Source organism: Colwellia sp. MB02u-14, from assembly GCF_014076915.1.
Lineage (GTDB): Bacteria > Pseudomonadota > Gammaproteobacteria > Enterobacterales > Alteromonadaceae > Colwellia_A.
The window spans coordinates 288,358-307,815 of sequence record NZ_JACGUX010000001.1 but is presented as its reverse complement, the minus strand read 5'-3'; the positions used below and the strand labels follow the sequence as shown (position 1 = coordinate 307,815).

Here is a 19,458-nt window from a genome sequence, read left to right as displayed (position 1 = left end):
TCCATTTGTGCAGCACCAGTGATCATGTTTTTGATGTAATCGGCGTGACCAGGACAATCTACGTGTGCGTAGTGACGAGCTTCTGTATCGTACTCGATGTGAGAAGTATTGATTGTAATACCACGCTCTCGCTCTTCAGGAGCATTATCGATTTGTGCGAAATCTTTAACTTCACCACCGTGTACTTTAGTTAATACTGCAGAGATAGCAGCTGTTAAAGTTGTTTTACCGTGATCGACGTGACCGATAGTACCAACGTTAACATGCGGTTTTAAACGTTCAAATTTTGCTTTAGCCATTTTTCATTTACCTTAAAGTTTATTAAAAGCGCAGCCAAGACGACCGAGCTAGACTTTCACTAACTATAAGTGAGTGTCTTACGAGATTCCAAGAGATTCTGTTATTGCCGCAACTACATTCTTAGGAGCTTCACTGTATTGTAAAAATTCCATAGAATAAGAGGCGCGGCCCTGTGTTGCACTGCGTAATGCAGTAGCATAACCAAACATTTCAGACAGTGGTACTGTTGCATTCACTACCTTAGAGCCAGCAGGACCTTCGTCCATGCCATCGATCATACCGCGACGACGATTTAAATCGCCAACGACATCACCCATGTTTTCTTCTGGCGTTGTAACTTCTACTTTCATCATAGGCTCTAGAAGAGTTGGCGTAGCTTTTAACGCCCCTTCTCTAAATCCCATTGAAGCAGCAACTTTAAACGCCATTTCGTTAGAGTCAACGTCATGAAAAGAACCGTCATAAAGTGTTACTTTAACATCAAGCATCGGGTAACCAGCTAAAACGCCACTATCCATTTGCTCAAAACAGCCTTTTTCTATGGCGGGGATATATTCTTTAGGAACACTACCGCCAACAATTTCGTTAACAAACTCGAAACCACCACCTTCAGGTAAGGGCTCCATTTTCAACCAGACGTGGCCAAACTGACCTTTACCACCTGATTGTCGAACAAATTTACCTTCAACTTCAACCGTTGAACGAATCGTTTCACGATAAGCGACTTGTGGTTTACCCACATTACATTCAACGCCAAACTCGCGCTTCATACGTTCAACAATGATGTCTAAGTGTAGCTCACCCATGCCAGAAATTATCGTTTGGCCTGTTTCTTCATCAGATGCCACTTTAAACGATGGATCTTCAGCTGATAATTTACTTAATGCAAGGGCTAACTTATCTTGAGAAGCGATGGTTTTCGGCTCAACAGCAATTGAAATTACTGGATCTGGAAATTCCATTCTCTCAAGTGTGATCACATGATTTGCATCACACAAGGTCTCACCTGTAGTAACATCCTTCAAACCAATGGCTGCAGCGATATCGCCAGCACGTACTTCTTTAATTTCTTTACGATCATTGGCATGCATCTGTACAAGACGGCCTAAACGTTCTTTTTTTCCTTTGATAGGATTAAAAACGCTGTCACCTGTTTTTACGACACCCGAATAAACACGGAAAAAGGTAAGTGTTCCTACGAAAGGGTCAGTGGCAATTTTAAAAGCCAAAGCTGAAAATGGTGCGCTGTCATCAGCGGCACGAGTCGCGGGTGTCTCATTTTTATCATTACTAATACCGGTAATCGCAGCAACTTCAGTTGGTGAAGGTAAATAGTCAATAACGGCATCTAAAACAGCTTGTACGCCTTTATTTTTAAAAGCAGAGCCACAAGTACAAAGAATGATTTCATTATTAAGCGTGCGCTGGCGAAGGGCTGATTTAATTTCAACTTCAGTCAAATCAACACCTTCTAGATACTTTTCCATTAAATCATCTGAGACTTCAGCCGCTTCTGAAATCATATTTTCACGCCACTCATCGGCAAGGTCTTGCATATCGTCAGGTATTGCTGAATAAGTAAAAGTCATGCCGTAATCGTCTTCATTCCAGTTGATCACTTTCATTTTGACAAGATCAATAACACCTTTAAAGTCTTCTTCAGACCCAATCGGCAACTGAATAGGAACAGCGTTTGCTTTTAGACGTGCTTTTAGCTGACCAACAACAGAAAGAAAGTCTGCACCCGTGCGATCCATTTTGTTGACAAAAACAATGCGTGGAACCGCATACTTTTCCATTTGACGCCAAACAGTTTCTGTCTGTGGTTGAACACCTGAAGAGGCACATAACACTAATACTGCACCATCGAGTACACGTAATGAACGTTCAACTTCGATAGTGAAGTCAACATGGCCAGGAGTATCAATAATATTAATGCGATGGTCAACGAATTGCGCATCCATCCCCTTCCAGAAACAGGTAGTCGCTGCAGAAGTAATGGTAATACCGCGCTCTTGCTCTTGTTCCATCCAGTCCATTGTGGCAGCGCCATCATGCACTTCACCAATTCTGTGAGAAAGCCCCGTGTAAAACAAAACACGTTCTGTGGTTGTCGTTTTGCCAGCATCTACGTGCGCACAGATACCAATATTACGGTAGCGCTCAATAGGGGTGATACGTGCCAAAATGAAATCCTCTAATTCTTAGTCACTAATAATTAGTACTATTAAATAAATATTCGCGTAAGCGGTGAGTATTTGTTTAATACTACTTTTTGAACTGTACAAAGCATCAGTCCGTAAAAGTTAGTATGGCTAGCAAGAGAAACTCTTGCTAGCCATGTATTTACCCTAAGCATATGCAAAGGGTAAATCATACATCCATTCAAAACTGCTAGCTTACCAGCGGTAGTGAGCGAACGCTTTGTTAGCATCAGCCATACGGTGAACGTCTTCACGTTTCTTAACCGCTGAACCTTTGCTGTCAGACGCATCTAACATTTCGTTAGCTAGGCGCTGAGCCATTGATTTTTCACCACGTTTACGAGCTGCTTCAACTAACCAACGCATGGCTAGAGCATTACGACGAACTGGACGAACTTCAACTGGTACTTGATAAGTAGAACCACCAACACGACGAGATTTAACTTCGACAGATGGGCGGATATTATCTAAAGCAGTTTCGAAAAGCTCTAAGTGAGTTTTCTCGCTGTTTTTTTCAGTTAAAATGTCTAATGCACCGTAAACAATTTTTTCTGCAGTAGATTTTTTACCATCAACCATAAGGATGTTGATGAATTTTGCTAAAAGTTCGTTATGGAACTTAGGATCTGGCAATATTTTACGTTGCCCTACGACGCGTCTTCTTGGCATCTTAATTCTCCGTAGTATTCAGGATTAATCCAAAATATATAAATTTAAAAATTTCTTATTTGGCCTTACTTAACGTTTTTTTCTCTTCCTATCTATAAGGAGTTAGAGAGGAAAACTTAAGATTTAGGTCGTTTAGCACCGTATTTAGAACGGCCTTGTCTTCTGTCGCTTACACCTGAACAATCAAGCGCGCCACGAACGGTGTGATAACGCACACCCGGTAAATCTTTTACACGGCCACCGCGTATTAAAATAACGCTATGCTCTTGTAAATTATGTCCTTCACCACCGATGTATGAAGTTACTTCGAAGCCGTTAGTTAAACGAACACGAGCAACTTTACGAAGTGCTGAGTTAGGTTTTTTCGGTGTAGTTGTATACACACGAGTACATACGCCACGACGTTGTGGACAAGCTTGTAACGCTGGAACGTTACTTTTAGTTACTTGTCTTACACGTGGTTTACGTACTAATTGGTTAATAGTTGCCATTAAATAGCTCCCGATTAGTTAAACTTGTGCAAATTCCAATCAATGAGAAATTTACACCCTTATAAACGTGAAAATCCGCGACCTTAAATGCTATACATAAACAGTACAGAATATAGGGTCGCGGAATTCTATAGGTCAAGCTATGGCCTGTCAAGTAGCACAGGCCATTAACGCTATATTTTTTACTTAATCACTAGCATTTAGTGCGTCAGTTAATGCTTGTGCTGCATCGTCAGCTGAAACAGCGACTTCTTCAACGGCAGGCATTTTTGCTTGTAGTTTACGTTTAGCACGTTCTTGGTGGTATGAATAACCCGTACCTGCAGGGATTAAACGACCAACGATAACGTTTTCTTTCAAGCCACGTAACTTATCTTTCTTACCTGCGACAGCAGCTTCAGTAAGTACACGTGTTGTTTCTTGGAAAGATGCCGCTGAAATAAACGATTCAGTTGCTAATGATGCTTTAGTAATGCCCATCATTTGCATTTCGTATTCAGCAGGTTGCTTACCAGCAGATTCAAGCTCACGATTTGAAATATTCACGCGTGCTACTTCTACTTGTTCGCCTTTCAAGAAATCACTATCACCGGCGTCTAAGATTTCACACTTGCGAATCATTTGACGGACGATAACTTCGATGTGCTTGTCGTTAATTTTAACACCTTGTAAACGATATACTTCTTGTACTTCGTTAACAATGTAATTAGCAACAGGCGCAACACCACGTAAACGCAAGATATCATGCGGAGACTCAGGACCATCGGCAATAACTTCACCTTTAATCACTGGCTCACCTTCATAGATATTTAAAAGACGCGTTTTAGGAATCATCTCTTCGTAAACTTCACCGCTAGGCTGAGTGATCAATAGACGTACTTTGCCTTTAGTTTCTTTACCGAAAGCAACAACACCTGTTTTCTCTGCAAGAATAGCAGGAAGTTTAGGCTTACGCGCTTCAAATAAATCAGCAACACGTGGAAGACCACCGGTAATATCACGCGTTTTTGAACTTGCCTGTGGTATACGAGCAAGTGCATCACCAATATTTACATCCGCGCCATCTTCCAAGTTTACAATAGCATTACCTGGTAAGTAGTAAAGTGCTGGGATTTCAGTCCCTGCAATCATTACTTCATCGCCTTTAGCATCGATAAGTTTCAATGCTGGACGCATTTCTTTACCGGTAGCATTACGTTGACCTGCGTCAGTAACGATAATACTTGATAAACCAGTAAGATCATCCGTTTGACGAACCATAGTCACGCCATCAGAAAGGTCAACAAACTGAACTTTACCCGCTACTTCCGTAATAATAGGGTGAGTATGTGGGTCCCAGTTGGCGATAATTTCACCGGCAACAATTGAACCACCATCTTTCTTAGAAAGAACAGAACCGTAAGGAACTTTATAGCGTTCTTTTTCACGACCGAGTTCATCAATTACCGTCATTTCAGAAGAACGTGAGGTAATAACAAGATGGTCTTCAGAGTTTGTTACAAACTTAGCATTTTGAAGTTTCAAGGTACCAGTGTTTTTAACTTGTACGTTGTTCTCAGCAGAAGCACGCGATGCGGCACCACCGATGTGAAACGTACGCATGGTAAGCTGTGTACCAGGTTCACCAATTGATTGTGCTGCAACAACACCAATAGCTTCACCTTGATTGATCATATGTCCACGAGCTAAATCACGACCGTAACAATGAGCACAAATACCAAAATCAGTTTTACAGGTAATAATTGAACGTACTTTCATTTGATCAATTGAGTTTTCTTCAATGAAATCACATAAAGCTTCGTCTATTAACGTATTACGTGGTAATAAAACTTCGTCAGTACCCGGCTTGATAACATCTTCAGCAACAACACGACCAAGAACACGTTCTCTTAATGGTTCAACAACATCACCACCTTCGATAAGTGGCGTCATTTGTAGACCGTCGTAGGTACCACAATCATGTTCAGTAACAACCAAATCTTGTGCAACATCAACCAAACGACGAGTTAAGTAACCCGAGTTAGCTGTTTTCAATGCTGTATCGGCAAGACCTTTACGCGCCCCGTGAGTTGAGATGAAGTATTCTGATACGTTCAAACCTTCACGGAAGTTAGCTTTGATTGGCGTTTCGATGATAGAACCATCTGGTTTTGCCATCAAGCCACGCATACCTGCTAACTGACGGATCTGAGCAGCACTACCACGAGCACCCGAGTCAGCCATCATGTAGATAGAGTTGAATGAATCTTGCTCTTCTGGAACGCCATCACGGTTAATAACTGTTTCTTTCGATAAATTGTCCATCATCGCTTTTGAGATTTTCTCGTTGGCAGATGACCAAATATCAATAACTTTGTTATATTTTTCGCCTTGAGTCACTAAACCTTGCTCGAATTGAGTTTGGATTTCAGCAACTTCTTCTTCCGACTCTTCGATAATAGTGTATTTAGCATCAGGAATAACCATATCATCAATACCAACAGAACAACCCGCGATCATCGCATAATGGAAGCCTGTGTACATGATTTGGTCAGCAAAAATAACCGTTTCTTTCAAACCTAAATTACGGTAAGCATGGTTAATCAGTTTCGAAATAGGTTTTTTACCCAGCGGTTGATCGATTAGATCATAAGGCATACCTTGTGGACAAACTTGCCACATAATGGCACGGCCGACCGTGGTATCACGTAAAGTCGTTTTAGGAACAGTAAAGTTACCTTCTTCGTCTTTAAAGTATTCTGTGATACGAATTTTCACACGGGCGTGAAGTTCAGCAACGCCAGTACGGTAAGCCTTTTCAGCTTCTTTAGTGTCGGCAAAAACCATGCCTTCACCTAAACCATTAACACGGTCACGTGTTAAGTAGTACAAACCTAAAACAACATCTTGTGATGGTACAATAATCGGCTCACCGTTTGCTGGTGATAGCACGTTATTAGTAGACATCATTAAAGTACGAGCTTCCATTTGTGCTTCAATAGTTAACGGTACGTGTACCGCCATTTGGTCACCATCGAAATCGGCGTTGTATGCCGCACAAACCAGTGGATGCAAGTGAATCGCTTTACCTTCAATAAGAACAGGTTCAAATGCTTGAATACCTAGTCTATGAAGTGTTGGTGCACGGTTAAGCATTACCGGATGTTCACGGATCACTTCGTCAAGTACATCCCAAACTTCAGCGCCTTCACGTTCAACTAATTTTTTAGCTGCTTTAATCGTAGTCGCTAAACCACGAGCTTCTAATTTACCGTAAATAAATGGCTTGAATAATTCAAGTGCCATTTTTTTTGGTAAACCACACTGGTGTAAACGTAGTGTAGGACCAACAGTAATTACAGAACGACCAGAGTAATCAACACGTTTACCCAATAGATTCTGACGGAAACGACCTTGCTTACCTTTAATCATATCGGCAAGAGATTTAAGAGGACGTTTGTTAGAACCGGTAATTGCGCGACCACGACGACCGTTATCAAGAAGTGCATCAACAGACTCTTGTAACATACGTTTTTCGTTACGTACGATAATGTCTGGTGCTACTAAGTCTAGAAGACGCTTTAAACGGTTGTTACGGTTAATAACACGACGGTATAAATCGTTCAAATCAGACGTAGCAAAACGGCCACCATCCAAAGGTACTAACGGACGTAAATCCGGTGGTAAAATGGGCAGTACGTTCATGATCATCCACTCAGGTTTGTTACCTGAAGCGGCAAATGCTTCCATTAACTTTAAACGTTTTGTCACTTTTTTACGCTTAGTTTCACTACCAATTTCAGGAAGCTCTTCACGCATTTGCGCTACTTCGCCTTCTAAATCGATTTGTTGTAGTAAAGCTAAAACAGCTTCTGCACCCATTAGGGCGTCAAATTCATCACCGTGTTCTTCTAACGCGTCAAGATATTCTTCTTCAGTTAGAATTTGGCTTTTTTCTAATGTTGTCATACCAGGTTCAGTAACAACATAGGATTCAAAGTAAAGGACACGTTCGATATCACGAAGCGTCATATCAAGTAACAAACCAATACGTGAAGGTAATGATTTTAAGAACCAGATATGTGCAACGGGGCTAGCTAATTCGATATGGCCCATACGGTCACGACGAACTTTTGTTAATGTAACTTCAACGCCACATTTTTCACAAATAACACCACGATGCTTTAAACGCTTATATTTGCCACATAGACATTCGTAATCTTTTACTGGACCAAAAATACGCGCACAAAACAAGCCATCACGTTCAGGTTTGAACGTACGGTAGTTAATCGTTTCAGGTTTTTTTACTTCACCAAATGACCAAGAACGAATCTGGTCAGGTGAGGCTAGTCCGATACGTATACCATCGAACTCTTCTGTTTGATTTTGTTGCTTAAGAAACTTAAGTAAATCTTTCACACTTCTTCTCCTGTCGGAGTTAAACCTTAAAGAGAAAGCAGTTGCCTGCTTTCTCCGTGTACTGACTCATCAAATTGATAGTCAGCATGCAGCTTTGGAGGCTAGTCCTGGTCTAATTCGATGTTAATACCTAACGAACGAATTTCTTTCAACAGTACGTTGAATGATTCAGGAATGCCTGGTTCCATTCTGTGATCACCGTCTACTAAGTTTTTATACATCTTAGTACGACCGTTAACATCATCAGATTTAACCGTTAACATTTCTTGTAGCGTGTAAGCAGCACCGTAAGCTTCTAGTGCCCATACTTCCATCTCACCAAAGCGTTGACCACCAAATTGCGCTTTACCACCAAGTGGTTGTTGCGTAACTAATGAGTAAGAGCCTGTTGAACGTGCATGCATTTTGTCATCAACCAAATGGTTAAGTTTTAACATATACATGTAGCCAACCGTTACAGGACGTTCAAATTCACGACCAGTACGACCATCAGTTAAGATAAACTGACCACTTTCAGGCATATCTGCAAGTTTGAACATCTCTTTGATTTCTTTCTCTGCAGCACCATCAAAAGCGGGTGTAGCAATAGGAAGACCAGCACGTAAGTTGTTCGCTAAACGCATCACTTCGTCATCAGAGAAACTTGCAATGTCAACAACTTGACGAGATTCACCAACATTGTAAACTTCTTGAATGAAGTTACGTAGTTTATGAATTTCTTGTTGTGCTTCTAACATACGGTTGATTTTTTCGCCAATACCACGACACGCCATACCTAGATGAGTCTCTAAGATCTGACCAATGTTCATACGTGATGGAACACCTAACGGGTTAAGTACCACATCAACAGGAACACCAAACTGATCGTAAGGCATATCTTCTACTGGAACTACGTTTGAAATAACACCTTTGTTACCATGACGACCGGCCATTTTATCACCCGGTTGGATGTGGCGTTTTATCGCTAAATAAACTTTGATGATTTTAAGAACACCTGGAGCCAAATCAGCACCTTGGGTGATCTTACGACGTTTAATTTCAAACTTCTTATCAAAGTCAGCTTTAATGTTGTCGTATTGCTCAGCAATTTGTTCAAGTTCAGATTGTTGACCTTCGTCAGACAAGTTTTGAACTAACCAATTTGCACGAGACATACTATTAATGTCTGATTCGTTTAAGCCAGCAGATAAAAGGAGATTTTTAGCACGAGCATAAATACCATCTTCTAAGATGCTAAATTCATCGCCTAAATCTTTCTTAACTTCTTTAAGTTGTAATTCTTCAATTTCAACAGCGCGCTTATCTTTTTCTACACCGTCACGGGTGAAGATTTGCACGTCGATGATAGTACCTTTAACTGAATTAGGTACACGTAAAGAGCTGTCTTTAACGTCAGCAGCTTTTTCACCAAAGATTGCTCTTAAAAGTTTTTCTTCTGGTGTTAATTGAGTTTCACCTTTAGGAGTAACTTTACCCACTAAGATGTCGCCACCATTAACTTCAGCACCGATGTAAACAACACCCGCTTCATCTAATTTAGATAATGCTGATTCGCCTACGTTAGGGATATCAGAAGTAATTTCTTCACTACCTAATTTTGTGTCACGCGCGATACAGGTTAACTCTTGAATATGTACCGTAGTAAAACGATCTTCAGTAGCAACACGTTCAGATAACAACATTGAATCTTCGAAGTTGTAACCATTCCAAGGCATAAACGCTATACGCATGTTTTGACCAAGGGCTAATTCACCCATGTCCGTTGAAGGACCATCGGCTAAAACATCACCACGAGTTACAGGTTCGCCCATACGACACTGTGGACGCTGGTTGATACATGTATTTTGGTTAGAACGTGTGTATTTTGTTAAGTTGTAAATATCAATACCTGCTTCACCAGCATGCATTTCATCTTCGTTAACTTTAACAACAATACGTGAAGAGTCTACATAGCTGACTACACCACCACGTTTAGCAACGGCTGTAACACCTGAGTCAACAGCAACTACTTTTTCCATACCCGTACCGACTAAAGGCTTATCAACGATAAGAGTTGGTACCGCTTGACGTTGCATGTTTGAACCCATCAAGGCTCTGTTAGCATCATCGTGCTCGAGGAATGGAATTAAACTTGCTGCAACTGAAATGATCTGTTGTGGCGAGACGTCCATATATTGAACTTGTTCTGCTGAAATAAGTGTAAATTCATTTTTGTGACGACATTGTACTAAGCCATCAACTAACTTACCTTCACTATCAACCGCAGCAGTCGTTTGGGCAATAACGAAGTTACCTTCTTCAATTGCTGATAAATAATCTATCTCATCAGTTACTAAACCATCAATTACTTTACGATAAGGAGTTTCTAAGAACCCATAATCGTTAGTACGTGCATAACACGAAAGTGAATTGATCAAACCAATGTTTGGACCTTCCGGCGTTTCAATAGGACATACACGACCATAATGGGTAGGATGTACATCTCGAACTTCAAAACCGGCACGTTCACGCGTTAGACCGCCTGGGACTAATGCTGAGATACGACGTTTATGCGTCACTTCTGATAACGGGTTGTTCTGATCCATAAACTGTGACAATTGTGAAGAACCAAAGAATTCTTTCACAGCCGCAGAAATTGGCTTAGCGTTAATTAAATCTTGTGGCATGATCGCATCTAAGTCACCAAGACTTAAACGCTCACGAACCGCACGTTCAACACGCACTAAACCAACACGGAATTGGTTTTCTGCCATTTCGCCTACAGAGCGAATACGACGGTTACCTAAGTGATCGATATCGTCAGTTTCGCCTTTACCGTCACGAATGGCGATTAAAGTTCTCATTACTGAAATAATGTCATCGTTAGATAAAATGCCTGTACCAACATCGTCTGAATTACCAACACGACGGTTGAACTTCATACGACCTACCGTTGATAAGTCATAACGTTCTGATGCGAAAAATAAGTTAGTAAATAACGTTTCTGCTGCATCTTTTGTTGGCGGCTCGCCTGGACGCATCATACGGTAAATCTCAACTAAAGCTTCAAGCTTATTTGAGGTACCATCAACACGAATAGTGTCAGACATATATGAACCGACATCGAATTCATTCATGTACAATGTAGAAAGAACTTTATGACCTGCTTGGCTAAGCTCTGCTAATAGCTCTAATGTTATTTCAGCATTGGCTTCAGCGATAACTTCACCAGTAGACTCATCAATGTAAGCTTTAGATAAAACCTTACCAACGATGTACTCAGCTGGAACTTCAAGCTTTTCAAGGTTTTCTTTAGATAAAGAACGAATATGACGGGCAGTTATACGACGTCCTTGCTCTACCAATACATCACCATTTTTCAAGCAAATGTCAAACGTTGCCGTTTCACCACGTAAGCGTTCAGGGATTAGATCCATGATCAACTTATCGCCTTTGATTGAGAAGTCAGTGGTGTCATAGAACATATCTAGAATTTCTTCAGTAGAATATTCTAATGCACGTAATATGATTGATGCTGGTAATTTACGACGGCGATCAATACGTACAAATAAGTTATCTTTTGGATCGAACTCAAAATCCAACCAAGAACCACGGTAAGGAATAACACGTGCGTTATATAACACTTTACCCGATGAGTGTGTTTTACCTTTATCATGATCGAAAAACACACCAGGAGAACGATGTAATTGCGAAACAATAACACGCTCAGTACCATTAATAACAAACGTACCGTTGTCTGTCATTAATGGGATTTCACCCATGTATACTTCTTGTTCTTTGATATCTTTAACTGTGCCTGCTGGCGCTTCTTTATCGTAAACTACTAAACGTAATTTTACGCGAAGCGGCGCAGAATAGGTTACACCGCGGATTTGACATTCTTTGACGTCAAATAACGGTTCGCCAAGTCTGTAGCTCACATATTGTAACTCTGAGCTACCAGAGTAGGCTTTAATTGGGAAAATAGAATGAAACGCAGCCTCTAGGCCTGTTTCACCTGTTGGATCAATATCAATAAACTTACGGAAAGATTCGAGTTGGATTGATAACAAGAATGGATAGTCCATTACTTGTATGCTTTTACCAAAGTCCTTGCGAATACGTTTCTTTTCGGAGTAAGAGTAAACCATGGGGTTCCTCAGCTTGCTGGTTATGGCCGATCTGCCTTTAAAATACCAATTGGACTAGACAACTTTAGTATAGTTTCATACATTTTGTTAGCTAATCCAATTGGTATCAGACAGGATATTGCAATGATACTTAATACATTTAGTATCAAATTATGCACTTTTTTGGTTTAAAAAAACCACTTTCTTTAGCGCAAAAAGGCCGGTAACTTTAAAGTCACCAGCCATTGCCTTTTCAGGCAAATAATCTGTTTAAAAACAGATTATTTGATCTCAACAGAAGCACCAGCTTCTTCAAGAAGTGTCTTAAGCGAATCAGCTTCAGCTTTATCAACGCCTTCTTTAACAGTGCCAAGAGCTTCAACTAAGTCTTTAGCTTCTTTAAGGCCTAAACCTGTAGCGCCACGAACTGCTTTAATTACTGCAACTTTCTTCTCACCGAAGCTAGTCATAATAACGTTGAATTCAGTTTGCTCTTCAGCAGCTTCAGCAGGTCCAGCAGCGGCAACAGCAGCTGATGCAGATACGCCAAATTTTTCTTCCATTGCTTCAATTAAAGCAACAACGTCCATTACTGACATTTCAGCAACTGCGTTTAGGATATCGTCTTTAGAAATAGACATTTTTAATTTCCTGTTCAATTAACAACCTAAGGTTGTTATAAATAACTATAAATACAAAAAGTGCAAATTGTGCTCTTAAATTTAAGAGGTAAACAATTATTAAGCAGCTTCTTGTTCTTTCTGATCGCGTACTGCAGCAATCGTGCGGACCAATTTGCCTGCAGATGCTTCTTTCATTGCGCTCATTAAACGTGCAATCGCTTCGTCGTAAGTAGGTAGCTTAGCTAACATATTTACGTCTACTGAATTACCTTCAAATGCAGCTGCTTTTAATTCAAAGGCTTCGTTCTTTTTAGCGAAGTCTGTGAATAAACGTGCAGCAGCACCTGGGTGATCAGATGAAAAAGCAACTAATGAAGGACCTTTGAATACGTCAGAAACACATTCAAATTGAGTACCTTCTACTGCACGACGTGCTAATGTGTTACGAACAACCTTCATCCATACGCCATTTTCACGTGCTTGCTTACGCAATGCAGTAATTGCTTCAACTGTAACACCACGGGCATCCGCGATTACAACTGAGTGAGCACCACTAGCAGCTTCTTGAACTTCAGCAACAATTGCCTTTTTGTCATCAAGATTGATAGCCATTGGCTTTAACTCCTGGTTCACCGGTTACATAAACCGGTATTTACTATCCCTAAGCTACTACCTTTTACAGTCATTAACTTAGGCCGTTACGGCGAGGACCAGAATTAGGAAATACTGGGTAATCACCATCTACGTAGGAAAAATTAAGTTAAATGTGATAAATAATTATCGATAAAACTCCTACGGTCTTTGACGGGGTTGTTTAATCTTGTTAAAGAAGAAAACAACACCTACCAAAATTTTTAAGGGCGAAATTATAGTCTATAATTTAACCCTTGTAAAGTACCATGATAGGGACTTTACTTAGAAACTGCTGTCAAACTAGCTTGGTTTACCGATACACCGGCACCCATTGTAGTTGAAATAGAAAGTTTCTTAATATACTGACCTTTAGCATTTGCTGGTTTAGCTTTCTTTAAAGCTTCCAATAAGAACTCTAGGTTTTCTTGTAATTTAGCGTCGTCGAAATCAGCCTTACCAATAGTAGTATGGATGATACCGTTTTTATCATTGCGGTAACGGATTTGACCCGATTTTGCATTGTTAATAGCGGTTACAACATCTGGCGTTACGGTACCAACTTTTGGGTTAGGCATTAAACCACGAGGGCCTAATATCTGACCTAGTTGACCAACAACACGCATAGCATCTGGAGAAGCGATAACAACATCAAAGTTCATCTCGCCTTTTTTAACTAATTCAGCTAAATCTTCCATACCTACGATGTCAGCACCAGCTTCTTTCGCTTTCTCAGCATTTGCACCCTGTGTAAATACAGCAACACGAACATCACGACCTGTACCATTTGGTAATACAGCTGCGCCACGTACATTTTGGTCTGATTTACGAGCATCGATGCCAAGATTTACAGCAACATCTACACTTTCACGGAATTTAGCAGTTGCTAATTCTTTTAATAATGAGATTGCTTCTGCAATGTCATAATCTTTTAATACGTCTACTTTTTCACGGATAAGACGAGCGCGTTTTGATAATTTAGTCATTGATTAGTCCTCTACCACTAAACCCATTGAACGAGCAGAACCCGCAATGGTACGCACTGCAGCTTCTAATGAACTAGCAGTTAAATCAGATTCTTTTGTCTTAACAATTTCTTCAAGTTGTGCTGTAGTAACAGTTCCAACTTTATCTGTGTTAGGACGACCAGAGCCGCTTTTTATGCCAGCTGCTTTCTTTAATAAGTAAGATGCAGGTGGAGTTTTTGTTTCGAACGTGAAAGAACGGTCACTGTAGACAGTAATAACTACTGGAACTGGAGCGCCTTTTTCTAAAGAATCTGTTTTTGCGTTAAACGCTTTACAGAATTCCATGATGTTCACACCGTGTTGACCTAATGCAGGACCAACAGGCGGTGACGGATTTGCTGCACCAGCAGCAACTTGTAGCTTGATTAAAGCTTGGACTTTCTTAGCCATTTTTCAATACCTTTAGTTTGGGTTCAAACGCTAAAGACTATTCAGCTCCCCGTTGTACGATTTACCCTGTTTTTTTTTAAGCAACAATGTCGTTTAAAAAAAATAGGCAGCGGATTATATATTAAATAGGGCAAGTTACACAAGTTTTTTAAATAGAAAGTTTTGCTGGCCTTATACGTACTGAACAATAACAGTATTTTTTTATTAAGGGCAAAGAAAAAGGCTAAAGATTTACATCTTTAGCCTTTTGTGTATTGTATGGTTTTATTGAGGTACTAGCCTTTTTCGACTTGACCAAACTCTAAATCTACTGGTGTAGAGCGACCAAAAATCAAAACCGATACTTTAATACGGTTTTTATCGTAATCTAATTCTTCAACAACACCATTAAAGTCGGCAAATGGACCGTCAATAACACGAACCACTTCGCCGGGCTCAAAGAGTGTCTTAGGACGAGGCTTATCAGTATCTTCGAGACGTTGCAAAATACGATCAGCTTCTTTTTGTGAAATAGGCGCTGGACGATCACTGGTTCCACCAATGAAGCCTAATACGCGTGGCACACTTTTTACTAGATGCCATGCTTCAACATCCATTTCCATTTGAACTAAAACATAACCTGGAAAGAATTTACGTGAACTTTTACGCTTTTGACCTGCACGCATTTCAACAACTTCTTCGGTAGGAACAAGTATTTGACCAAACTTTTCATGTAAGCCCTGAATCTCGATATGCTCAACTAATGTTTTTTGCACTCGACCTTCATAGCCAGAGAAAGCTTGAACAACATACCAACGCAACTTTGGGTTCGTATTCACTACTTTTTCTTCGTTTTGTTCATTCTCTTCAGATGGTAAATTTTCTTCAGTCATAATTAAACCTGTAAACCTGTAATAAAGCCAACTACCCAAAATAGAGTAGAATCAAGTCCCCACATAACGAGTGACATGATAAAAGTAGCAAATAAAACGATACCTGTCGTTTGTATAGCTTCTTGGCGAGTTGGCCAGACAACTTTACGAATTTCAGTACGTGATTCTTTTGCGAATGCAACGGCATTGTGGCCTTTAACTGTTTGCATGGCGATAAAACCAGCAACAACTATACCTACGACTGCACCTATCGCACGATATAAAACGGATTCATCACCGTAGAAATAATTAGCGAAAACGACTCCAGCTAAAAGAAGGAGGACGATCATCCACTTTAGTGAATCAAGAGACCCGTTTGGCTGGCTTTCTGTACTTGCATTCATAATATTGACCCGTAAATATTTGCCTATGGCATGTTAACTTCATCACTGAAGTTACTTCAAAAGTATTAAAAACTACTTTATAAAATATGGCAGGGGTAGAGAGATTCGAACTCCCAACCATCGGTTTTGGAGACCGCTGTTCTACCAATTGGAACTATACCCCTAATTTACTTTTCATCTTAGATGAAGAGTTTCACTTTTCTGGTGAATCTTAGTTTTTTGGGAATTAAAAGAGACTCAAGAAGTGAGGCGCTATTATACTAATGATATTACTTTTCTCAAGTGATATTTTGTTTTGTCTGATGTTTCTTGGTTTGAAATATCTTTTTCCCGTTATCTCAACTGATCACTAGTAAAATTCTATCGATGCAAGTTAAGATATTATTAGATAATAAGTAACTATAAGGTATAACAATGAAGGCAAGTGTAAAATGGATGGGTAAAGAATTATTTATGGGCACTTCTGATAGCGGCCATACAATTCTTTTAGACGCGAATGCAGGAACCTCTGCGCCTAGTCCACTAGAAAATGTTCTCATTTCTTTAGGGGCGTGTTCCTCAGTTGATATTGTTAGTATTCTAGAAAAATCGCGCCAAAACATCAGTGCTTGTCGTGTAGATATCCAAGCAAAACGTGTAGATTCTGTACCAAAAATGTTTTCAGACATCCATCTTCGCTTTGTTATCACAGGGCAAGAAGTCGCTGAAAAGCATGTCGAAAGAGCGGTTAAACTTTCAGCCGATAAATACTGCTCCGTAGCATTAATGTTGAATAAAACGGTTAATATTACTCATGACTTTGAGATTATTGACGATTAACCGATATTATTGGTGCTGTAGTCTTTTTAAACACAGCACCTTTGTTCTATAAATCAGTCATCCAATCTAACTGCTGATTAGCTTTATGTTTCTTATTCATTAAATCTTGAATAAGTGGCGTTAAAAGTAACTCCATGGCAAGCCCCATCTTTCCCCCAGGCACAACTAAAGTATTAATACGTGACATAAATGCTCCATCAATCATTGATAAATAATAAGGAAAGTCTACACCAGTTGCTTCACGAAAGCGGATGACGACAAAGCTTTCATCAAGACTAGGGATCGCTTTTGCACTAAAAGGGTTTGACGTATCAACCGTAGGTACACGTTGGAAATTGATATGTGTTTTTGAAAACTGCGGTGTAATGTAAGAAATATAATCTTCCATGCTACGAACGATACTCGCAGTGACTGCTTCTCGACTATGTCCACGATGATTAGTATCACGAATTATTTTCTGGATCCATTCTAGGTTTACTATCGGTACCATGCCAATTAATAAATCAACATGCTTCGCGACATCGTTTTTTTTGGTAACAACCCCACCATGTAATCCTTCATAGAAGAGCAAGTCTGTGCCATCTGCTAACTTTTCCCATGGTGTAAATGTACCAGGCATTTGATTATAAGGAACCGCTTCGTCGAATGTATGAAGGTATCGGCGCATCTCCCCTTTACCTGTTTCAGAATAGTTTCTAAAAAGCTTTTCTAAAGCATCAAAGTCATTAGCCTCATCGCCAAAGTAACTAATGTTTCTTCGCTCCTCTCTTGCTTTACGTTTCTCTAGATCCATTTCTTGTCGGGAATATCGATGAAAGCTGTCACCTTCGACTGTAGCAGGAGTGACTCCAAGAGACCGAAATATGTGTGCAAACGACTCTATTGTAGTAGACGTACCTGCACCTGAGGATCCGGTTACAGCAATAATAGGGTTGCGTGATGACATAGTTAATTCTCTTTGGGGTAAGATAAATGTTATACGGAGAATTTGAAGGTGGGTCAAGTTTTACAAAAATATCATTTAGCTTATTTTTAAAAACAAAAACGGAGCCGAAGCTCCGTTTTTAATTTTAAAGTAAATTTAGCTAGGCTAAATTATGCTTCAACTGATTCTTCAACTTCTTCTACAGCATCTTCAACTGCAGGACGGTCTACTAATTCAATGTAAGCCATAGGTGCTTTATCACCAGTACGGAAACCGCATTTTAAAACGCGAGTATATCCACCTGGACGGTCTTGGTAACGAGCACCAAGTTCGTTAAATAAAATACCTACTACTTCTTTATCTTGTGTACGAGCAAACGCTAAACGGCGATTTGCAACACTGTCGGTCTTAGCCAATGTAATCAATGGCTCTATTACCATACGTAGTTCTTTAGCTTTTGCTACAGTCGTTCTAATAAGACCGTGCTTAACTAAAGAGCTTGCCATATTGCGGAACATCGCTTTACGATGACTGCTATTACGGTTTAACTGGCGACCGCTTTGACGATGGCGCATAAGTTAATCCTTCTCTCAAACTATTAAAAAAATGATGAACGAATTAGTCGTTATCAGCGATGCTTTCAGGTGGCCAATTTTCAAGGCGCATACCTAAAGATAAACCACGAGACGCCAAAACGTCTTTGATTTCTGTTAAAGACTTCTTACCTAAATTAGGTGTTTTAAGAAGTTCAACTTCTGCACGCTGTACTAAATCGCCAATATATTGAATTGCTTCTGCTTTTAAACAGTTAGCTGAACGAACTGTTAATTCAAGATCATCTACTGGACGAAGCAAAATAGGGTCAAATAAAGGCTTAGCTTCTACTTGCTCTACTTCTTTAATATCACGCAATTCTACAAACGCATCTAGCTGTTCAGCTAAAATCGTTGAAGCACGACGAATAGCCTCTTCTGGATCCAATGTACCATTGGTTTCCATATCAAGTACAAGTTTGTCTAAATCGGTACGCTGTTCAACTCGAGCTGAGTCAACATCGTAAGCAATTCTTACAACTGGACTGAACGAAGCATCTACTAACAAACGTCCTATAGCACGATCTTCATCCTCGGCGTCGCGTCTTACTGAAGCAGGAACATAACCACGTCCCATTTCAATTTTGATGCGCATACTGATAGAACCTTCACCTGTTAAATTACAGATTACATGATTTGGATTTGCAATTTCTACATCACCGTCATGTTGGATATCAGCTGCCGTTACAGGGCCTTCACCGGATTTAGTTAAAGTAATAACAGCTTCGTTTTTACCTTCTAAACTTATAGCTAATCCCTTAAGGTTCAACAATATTTCGATGATGTCTTCTTGAACACCCTCTTTACTACTGTATTCGTGTAGAACGCCATCAATTTCAACTTCAGTTACAGCACAACCTGGCATTGAAGATAAAAGAATGCGACGTAACGCATTACCTAAAGTATGACCAAAACCACGTTCTAATGGCTCTAAAGTTACCTTAGCACGAGTTGCACTAATGGTTTCAATACCAACCAGTCGTGGTCTAAGGAATTCGGTTACAGAACCCTGCATATGTGTCCT

General features: G+C 40.0%; 16 protein-coding genes and 1 tRNA gene. 1 reads left to right on the top strand and 16 read right to left on the bottom strand.

The window, feature by feature from the left end; translation table 11 throughout:
• From H4J52_RS01340 to H4J52_RS01280, 13 genes are all read right to left on the bottom strand, one after another.
• Nucleotides 1-299, bottom strand: a 299-nt coding sequence (locus H4J52_RS01340) for a GTP-binding protein (RefSeq protein WP_259366696.1), incomplete at its 3' end; no start/stop codon positions are given.
• Nucleotides 300-377: 78 nt separating this feature from the next.
• Nucleotides 378-2,486 carry an elongation factor G gene (gene fusA, locus H4J52_RS01335; RefSeq protein WP_182180516.1) on the bottom strand — a complete coding sequence of 703 codons (2,109 nt, stop codon included), beginning with the start codon at nt 2,484-2,486 and terminating at the stop codon, nt 378-380.
• Nucleotides 2,487-2,699: 213 nt separating this feature from the next.
• Nucleotides 2,700-3,173, bottom strand: a complete 474-nt coding sequence (gene rpsG, locus H4J52_RS01330) for a 30S ribosomal protein S7 (RefSeq protein WP_070375045.1) — start codon at nt 3,171-3,173, stop codon at nt 2,700-2,702.
• Between the two features lie 116 nt (nt 3,174-3,289).
• Entirely contained in the window at nt 3,290-3,664 is a 375-nt protein-coding gene (rpsL, locus tag H4J52_RS01325; protein WP_011045492.1) for a 30S ribosomal protein S12, read from the bottom strand.
• Nucleotides 3,665-3,850: 186 nt separating this feature from the next.
• Entirely contained in the window at nt 3,851-8,062 is a 4,212-nt protein-coding gene (gene rpoC, locus H4J52_RS01320; RefSeq protein WP_182180518.1) for a DNA-directed RNA polymerase subunit beta', read from the bottom strand.
• 101 nt (nt 8,063-8,163) lie between these two features.
• Nucleotides 8,164-12,192, bottom strand: coding sequence for a DNA-directed RNA polymerase subunit beta (rpoB, locus tag H4J52_RS01315; protein ID WP_182224111.1), 4,029 nt, complete (start codon nt 12,190-12,192; stop codon nt 8,164-8,166).
• Nucleotides 12,193-12,452: 260 nt separating this feature from the next.
• Nucleotides 12,453-12,812 (bottom strand): 50S ribosomal protein L7/L12, encoded by a 360-nt coding sequence (gene rplL / locus H4J52_RS01310; protein ID WP_182180522.1) that lies wholly within the window; start codon nt 12,810-12,812, stop codon nt 12,453-12,455.
• Nucleotides 12,813-12,911: 99 nt separating this feature from the next.
• Nucleotides 12,912-13,406, bottom strand: a complete 495-nt coding sequence (gene rplJ / locus H4J52_RS01305; protein WP_182224110.1) for a 50S ribosomal protein L10 — start codon at nt 13,404-13,406, stop codon at nt 12,912-12,914.
• Between the two features lie 299 nt (nt 13,407-13,705).
• The gene (gene rplA / locus H4J52_RS01300; protein ID WP_182180526.1) at nt 13,706-14,410 is read right to left on the bottom strand and encodes a 50S ribosomal protein L1; all 705 of its coding nucleotides are present in this window, start codon (nt 14,408-14,410) and stop codon (nt 13,706-13,708) included.
• Nucleotides 14,411-14,413: 3 nt separating this feature from the next.
• A complete protein-coding gene (gene rplK / locus H4J52_RS01295; protein WP_182180528.1) occupies nt 14,414-14,842 on the bottom strand; it encodes a 50S ribosomal protein L11 in 429 nt (142 codons plus the stop codon).
• Nucleotides 14,843-15,117: 275 nt separating this feature from the next.
• Nucleotides 15,118-15,714 carry a transcription termination/antitermination protein NusG gene (gene nusG, locus H4J52_RS01290; RefSeq protein WP_220460067.1) on the bottom strand — a complete coding sequence of 199 codons (597 nt, stop codon included), beginning with the start codon at nt 15,712-15,714 and terminating at the stop codon, nt 15,118-15,120.
• Nucleotides 15,715-15,716: 2 nt separating this feature from the next.
• Nucleotides 15,717-16,097, bottom strand: a complete 381-nt coding sequence (gene secE / locus H4J52_RS01285; protein ID WP_182180530.1) for a preprotein translocase subunit SecE — start codon at nt 16,095-16,097, stop codon at nt 15,717-15,719.
• 87 nt (nt 16,098-16,184) lie between these two features.
• Nucleotides 16,185-16,261 (bottom strand) — tRNA-Trp (locus tag H4J52_RS01280).
• Nucleotides 16,262-16,511: 250 nt separating this feature from the next.
• Here H4J52_RS01280 and H4J52_RS01275 point away from each other — a divergent pair.
• Nucleotides 16,512-16,916: an OsmC family protein gene (locus H4J52_RS01275; protein ID WP_182180532.1), complete on the top strand. Its 405-nt coding sequence runs from the start codon at nt 16,512-16,514 to the stop codon at nt 16,914-16,916.
• A gap of 46 nt (nt 16,917-16,962) precedes the next feature.
• On the opposite strand, the gene H4J52_RS01270 is transcribed toward H4J52_RS01275, so the two are convergent.
• The 3 genes from H4J52_RS01270 to H4J52_RS01260 form a co-directional block, all read right to left on the bottom strand.
• Entirely contained in the window at nt 16,963-17,862 is a 900-nt protein-coding gene (locus H4J52_RS01270; protein WP_182180534.1) for a phosphoribulokinase, read from the bottom strand.
• Nucleotides 17,863-18,011: 149 nt separating this feature from the next.
• Complete coding sequence (gene rplQ / locus H4J52_RS01265) at nt 18,012-18,416, bottom strand: 50S ribosomal protein L17 (protein ID WP_182180536.1); 405 nt, start codon at nt 18,414-18,416, stop codon at nt 18,012-18,014.
• Between the two features lie 43 nt (nt 18,417-18,459).
• A complete protein-coding gene (locus H4J52_RS01260; RefSeq protein WP_182180538.1) occupies nt 18,460-19,449 on the bottom strand; it encodes a DNA-directed RNA polymerase subunit alpha in 990 nt (329 codons plus the stop codon).
• Nucleotides 19,450-19,458 lie beyond the last annotated feature (9 nt).